5 protein-coding genes are annotated in these 5149 nt (G+C 72.7%); 3 read left to right on the top strand and 2 right to left on the bottom strand.

What is annotated here, in order from left to right; all coding sequences use genetic code 11:
• Positions 1 to 107: 107 nt before the first annotated feature.
• Positions 108 to 1265 (bottom strand): FAD-dependent oxidoreductase, encoded by a 1158-nt coding sequence (locus PSH25_RS13580; protein WP_238659442.1) that lies wholly within the window; start codon positions 1263 to 1265, stop codon positions 108 to 110.
• A gap of 106 nt (positions 1266 to 1371) precedes the next feature.
• Here PSH25_RS13580 and PSH25_RS13575 point away from each other — a divergent pair, with 106 nt between their 5' ends.
• The 3 genes from PSH25_RS13575 to PSH25_RS13565 all read left to right on the top strand — a co-directional run bounded on the left by PSH25_RS13575 (position 1372) and on the right by PSH25_RS13565 (position 3765).
• Entirely contained in the window at positions 1372 to 1953 is a 582-nt protein-coding gene (locus tag PSH25_RS13575; RefSeq protein WP_238659441.1) for a TetR/AcrR family transcriptional regulator, read from the top strand.
• Positions 1954 to 2023: 70 nt separating this feature from the next.
• Positions 2024 to 2575: a SigE family RNA polymerase sigma factor gene (locus tag PSH25_RS13570; protein ID WP_238659440.1), complete on the top strand. Its 552-nt coding sequence runs from the start codon at positions 2024 to 2026 to the stop codon at positions 2573 to 2575.
• Positions 2572 to 3765 (top strand): hypothetical protein, encoded by a 1194-nt coding sequence (locus PSH25_RS13565; protein ID WP_238659439.1) that lies wholly within the window; start codon positions 2572 to 2574, stop codon positions 3763 to 3765. The genes PSH25_RS13570 and PSH25_RS13565 overlap by 4 nt, the downstream gene beginning before the upstream one ends.
• Positions 3766 to 3963: 198 nt before the next feature.
• Here the strand turns inward: PSH25_RS13565 and PSH25_RS13560 are convergent, their stop codons facing one another.
• Complete coding sequence (locus tag PSH25_RS13560; protein WP_238659438.1) at positions 3964 to 4866, bottom strand: sulfurtransferase; 903 nt, start codon at positions 4864 to 4866, stop codon at positions 3964 to 3966.
• Positions 4867 to 5149 lie beyond the last annotated feature (283 nt).

The raw sequence follows: 5149 nt of genomic DNA, 5'->3' as shown, positions 1-5149 counted from the left end.
GGCCCGGTGCCGGTTGCGGGCGCTGCGGCGGGGCCGTTCGCGCTGGTCTCCCTCGCCGCCTGGCGGACCCTGCGGCCGGTCGCGCCCGCTGTGTTGAGCCGCGCGGCCTAACCCGGCGTCCGCTCCCGGTGCGACAGCCCGGACAGGCGCAGCGCGATGCGCCGACGGGCCGGTGGGACGGCACCGAGCAGCCGGAGCAGCACGTCGCGGGCCGGCCGACGGGCCGGGGAGACGGCGGCCAACCTGGTGAGCCCGGCGGCGAAGCTCAGCACGTCCTCGGCCATCGGCCGTTGCCGGGCGGTGTAGTCGTCGAGCAGCGTCTCCGGGCCACCGTCGAGCACGTCCGCCACGGCGGTGCCGAGCGCGACCGCGTCGCAGATGCCGAGGTTCATGCCCTGCCCACCGGCCGGGCTGTGCACGTGCCCGGCGTCGCCGGCCAGCAGCACCGGCCCGGCTCGGAAGGTGTCGGCGATCCGGTGGTGCACCCGGAACCGGGAGCCCCAGAGCACCTCGGTCAGCCGGTCGGGTCGCCGCGCCGGGCCGCGCTCGTCGAGCAGCGCCTGAAGGTAGGCCGCGTCCGGTTCGGCCGGGGCGGTCTCCACGGCGGCGACCAACCGGACCACCCCGCCGGGGAGTGGTGCCCAGACCAGCGGCCCGGGGCGGGCGAGGAAGAGCGCCGCCTCGTCGCGGGGCAGCACGCTGCGCACCCGTACGTCGGCGAGCACGAAGGACTCCTCGTCGCTGCCGCCGGTGAAGCCGATGCCGGCCAACCGCCGGACCGTGCTGTGCAGGCCGTCCGCGCCGACCACGAACCGGGCGCGCAGCGCCTCCCCGTCGACCTGGGCGAGCATGCCGTCATCGGCGCGGCTGAGCCCGGTGAGCTGGCACGGCCGTCGTACCTGGACACCGAGTTCGGCCAACTTCCCGGTGAGCACGGCCTCGGTGACCGCCTGGGAGACCAGCAGCGCGTAGGGGAAGCGGGACGGCAGCTCGTGGAACGGCACCGACAGCAGCACCCGGTCCCGGTCGCGCACGGTGAAGCGCGGCGTCCGCACCGCTTGGGCGATCAGCGGCGCCGCAGCACCGATCCGGTCCAGCACCTCCAGGGTGTACGCGTGCACGACGGCGGCCCGGGAGGTCGTCGGCGGCGCGGCCAACCGGTCCAGCACGGTCACCTCGACCCCGCGCCGGGCCAGTGTCAACGCGGTGGCGAGACCGGTGGGGCCGGCGCCCACCACCAGGACGTCGGTGCTCGTGGGCAGCATGGCCACCTCCAGAAGCCCGTTGCCAACAGTTGTTGGCAAACACTTGTTGGCAACGCTAGAACCCGCTCGATTGCGTGTCAACAGCTGTTGGCATACGGTCGTTGGCATGACCCCGTCCGCCCAGACGACGCAGCCCCGCCGCTCGGACGCCACCCGGGCGGCGATCCTGCGGGCGGCCCGGGAACGGTTCGCGGCGGACGGCTACGAGCGCGCCACCATCCGGGCCATCGCCGCCGACGCCCAGATCGACCCGTCGATGGTCATGCGCTACTACGGCAGCAAGGAAGGGCTCTTCGCGGCGGCGGCCGAGTTCGACCTACGCCTGCCCGACCTGACCTCGGTGCCGCCCGGTCGACTCGGTGAGGTGCTGGTCCGGCACTTCCTCGCCCGCTGGGAGGGCGACGAGACACTGGTCGCGCTGCTGCGGGCCGCCAGCACCAATCCCGGCGCGGCCGAACGCATGCGCGGCATCTTCGCCGACCAGCTCACCGCCGCCGTGGCCACGTTCGGCAGCGATCCGGCGCTGACCGCCCGACGAGCCGGCCTGGTGGCCAGTCAGATCCTCGGCCTCGCCTTCACCCGATACATCGTCCGCCTGCCGCCCATGGTGGACACCTCGCCGGAGGAGCTGGTCGCCTGGGTCGCGCCGACCCTCCAGCGCTATCTGACCGGAACGCCACCGAGCTGACCCAACCTTTTCCCACCTCCCGTGCGTCTGCCAGATGACGCGTACAGCGCGACGGCCGGGAGGGGGGCGGATGGCGCCGACGAGAGACGACGGACGCGACGGCTACCTCGCCTTCGTGGAGAACCACCAGCACCGGCTGCTCCGCGCGGCGTACCTGATCTGCGGCAACCGGCACCAGGCCGAAGACCTCCTCCAGGACGCGCTGCTGAAGCTGGCGCTGCGCTGGTCCTCGGTCCGCGACGGCGACCCCTCCGCGTACGTGCGGGCCATCCTCTACCGGGACTCGGTGTCGTGGTGGCGACGCCGGCGGCGGGAATGGCTCAGCGCCGCACCGCCGGACCAGGTGGCCCACGACCGCGACGGCGCGTTACGGCTGACGATGCACGACGCGCTGGGCCTGCTGCCACCACGGCAGCGGGCCGTGCTGGTGTTGCGCTACTACGAGGACCTGACCGAGGTCGCCACCGCCGAGGCGCTCGGAGTGACCGTCGGCACCGTGAAGAGCCAGTGTCACGCCGCGCTGCGCCGACTCCGTGAGGTCGCCCCGGACCTCGGCCGTGATGATGCCCGACCGAACCAGGGCTCGGCCGATCTGGCCAGCGGTCTGGAGGTGAACCCGTGAACGAGCACGAACTGCGCCGACTGCTGACCGTCACCGTCGAGGACGTGCTGCCCAGCCAGCCGGCCGCCGCCGGGTGGGAGCGGGCTCGACGGACCCGGCGTACCCGGCGGGCCGTCGGAGTGGTCGCCCTGACCGTGGTGCTGGTCGGTGGTGGCACGGTGGCGGCTCTGCGACCGCCCGCCGATCCGGCGCCGGTTCCTCCGGTGGGCCCGACGGTGACCCCGACCGTCGACCCGACCCACGCGGGTCCGGTGCAGAAACCGCCCGCCGAGCTGACCTTCCCGCCCGATCCGTTGGCTCGGCTCGGCGACCCGGCGACCGTGCCGCTCTCCGAGCGACCTGTCCAGCGGGCACTGGCGCTGTTCCAGCCGGTGGACGAGGAGTATCACGCGGACGGCCCGGTCCGGGTGCTCGGGAACGACGGGGTGGTGCGCAGCCTCGACGTGGTGACGTTGGCACCGACCCGGGACGCGGGCGGCAACGAGGCGCCCGCCCTGAAGCCGGGGGTGCTGTCGCCGGACGGCCGGTCGGCCGCGTTCGCTCAGGCGAAAGAGCTGATCATGATCGACCTCACCACGGCGGCCGTCCGCCGGATACCGCTCGACGGCTACCTGGAGCTGGTGGTGTGGGCGCACGACCGGGTGCTGGTCGGGGGTGACGACCGGACGTACGCGGTGGACCGGGTCACCGGGGCGGCCAGCACGATCGACCTGTCGACCTGGGAGTTGATCGCACCCGACCCGGCCGCCGGCCGCGAGGCCCCGTTGATCGACATGTACGGCGAGCGGACCGGCCTGAAGCTACGCAGCAGGACCGCCAGGGCGGGCGAACTCCGCTCCGAACAGCCGGTCACCGGCTCGACGCTGCCCTCGCCCTACCAGGTCAACGAGTTCTATGGCCGAGGCTGGTTGCACGGCGAGCGGCTGGCCCGGGCAGCCTGGATCACCAACAACGAGATCGACGGTGCCGAGGGGGCAGCCGTGCTGGACGCGCGGACCGGCGCCGTGCTGCACGTGCTCGACCTGGGCCGGGAACGCGCCAAGGGCTGCTGCGAGGTCCTGGGCTGGGACAACAAGGGCGCCGTGCTACTCCGGCTGGAACCGGCCGCCCTGGCACGATGGCACCCGGAGACCGGCGAGATCACCGGCATCGTCCGCGACCTGCGCGGCGTGATCGCACTCGCGGGCTGACCGTCGCCCCGCGCGAGCGGCGACGTCTCGACCCACCGCCCCGCGCGAGCGACGTCGTCTCGACCCACCGCCCCGCGCGAGCGGCGTCGTCTCGACGTGATCGACTCGGGTTCATTGATGTCGCGGTGTCCGGGCGAGCGGGACAGCCCGACATCAGGAAACCCGAGTCGATCACGCAAGCGACCGGTGGCCCAGCGCTCAGGCGGCCAGGCCGCCGGGCTGGTCGCCCTTGACCACGGGTGCCCGGACCAGGTTGCCCCACTCGGTCCACGAGCCGTCGTAGTTGCGCACCTGCGGGTAGCCCAGCAGGTGCCGCAGCACGAACCAGGTGTGGCTGGACCGCTCGCCGATCCGGCAGTACGCGATCACGTCGTCGTCGGGGCTCAGCCCGAGCTGGTCGGCGTAGATCGCCTTCAGTTCGTCGGCGGACTTGAACGTGCCGTCCTCGTTGGCGGCGGACTTCCACGGCTTGCTGACCGCGCCCGGGATGTGCCCGCCGCGCAGCGCGCCCTCCTGCGGGTAGTTCGGCATGTGCAGCGTCTCGCCGGTGTACTCACTTGGCGACCGGACGTCGACAAGTGGCCGACCCGAGGCGACGTGCGCCATGACCTGCTCGCGGAAGGCCCGCAGTGGCGCGTCGTCACGGAGCGGTACCGGATAGTCGGCGCGCGGACGAGCCGGCTTGTCGCGGGTCAGCTCGCGTCCCTCGGCGATCCACTTCTGCCGGCCGCCGTCGAGCAGCCGCACATCGGCGTGGCCGAAGAGCGAGAAGACCCAGAGGGCGTACGCGGCCCACCAGTTGAAGTTGTCGCCGTAGAAGACGACGGTGTCGCCCCGGCCGATGCCCTTGGCGGCACACAGCTCGGCGAAGCTCTTGGCGTCCAGGTAGTCCCGGGTCACCTGATCGTTCAGCTCCAGGTGCCAGTCGACCTTGACGGCGCCGGGAATGTGACCGGATTCGTAGAGCAGCACGTCCTCGTCGGACTCGACGACGACGAGACCCTCGTCGCCCAGATGCTCGGCCAGCCACTCGGTGGTGACCAGTCGCTGCGGGTCCGCGTACGACTGGAGGCGGGGATCGGGATCGTTCGGCACAGACATGATCCCCAAGGTACGCCGGATCGCCGTCCACGACCGCTGTAAACGGGACCGGCCCACCACCCGCACGGGATGGTGGGCCGGTCGGCCGGCGGGTTACTGGTCGCAGGTCACCGACGATCTGTTCAGGCGCGACGGTGGACGATCCGACCGGCGATCACGGTCACCAGACAGGTACCGTCGACGCCGTGCACCGCGAGGTCGGCCCGCCCGTCGGGACGCAGCGTCGGCGCCACGGCGGCGGGCAGCACCAGCAGGTCGCTCCGCTCGGCGGCGGCGCGCAGCG

It is taken from the genome of Micromonospora foliorum, from assembly GCF_022229015.1.
GTDB lineage: Bacteria > Actinomycetota > Actinomycetes > Mycobacteriales > Micromonosporaceae > Micromonospora > Micromonospora foliorum.
Note: the sequence above shows the minus strand (reverse complement) of the source record. Positions and strands in the feature narration are given on the sequence as shown.

Coding starts and splice junctions, on each gene's coding strand:
- PSH25_RS13580 (WP_238659442.1), bottom strand. CDS start 1,265: ATGCTGCCCACGAGCACCGACGTCCTGGTGGTGGGCGCCGGCCCCACC.
- PSH25_RS13575 (WP_238659441.1), top strand. CDS start 1,372: ATGACCCCGTCCGCCCAGACGACGCAGCCCCGCCGCTCGGACGCCACC.
- PSH25_RS13570 (WP_238659440.1), top strand. CDS start 2,024: ATGGCGCCGACGAGAGACGACGGACGCGACGGCTACCTCGCCTTCGTG.
- PSH25_RS13560 (WP_238659438.1), bottom strand. CDS start 4,866: ATGTCTGTGCCGAACGATCCCGATCCCCGCCTCCAGTCGTACGCGGAC.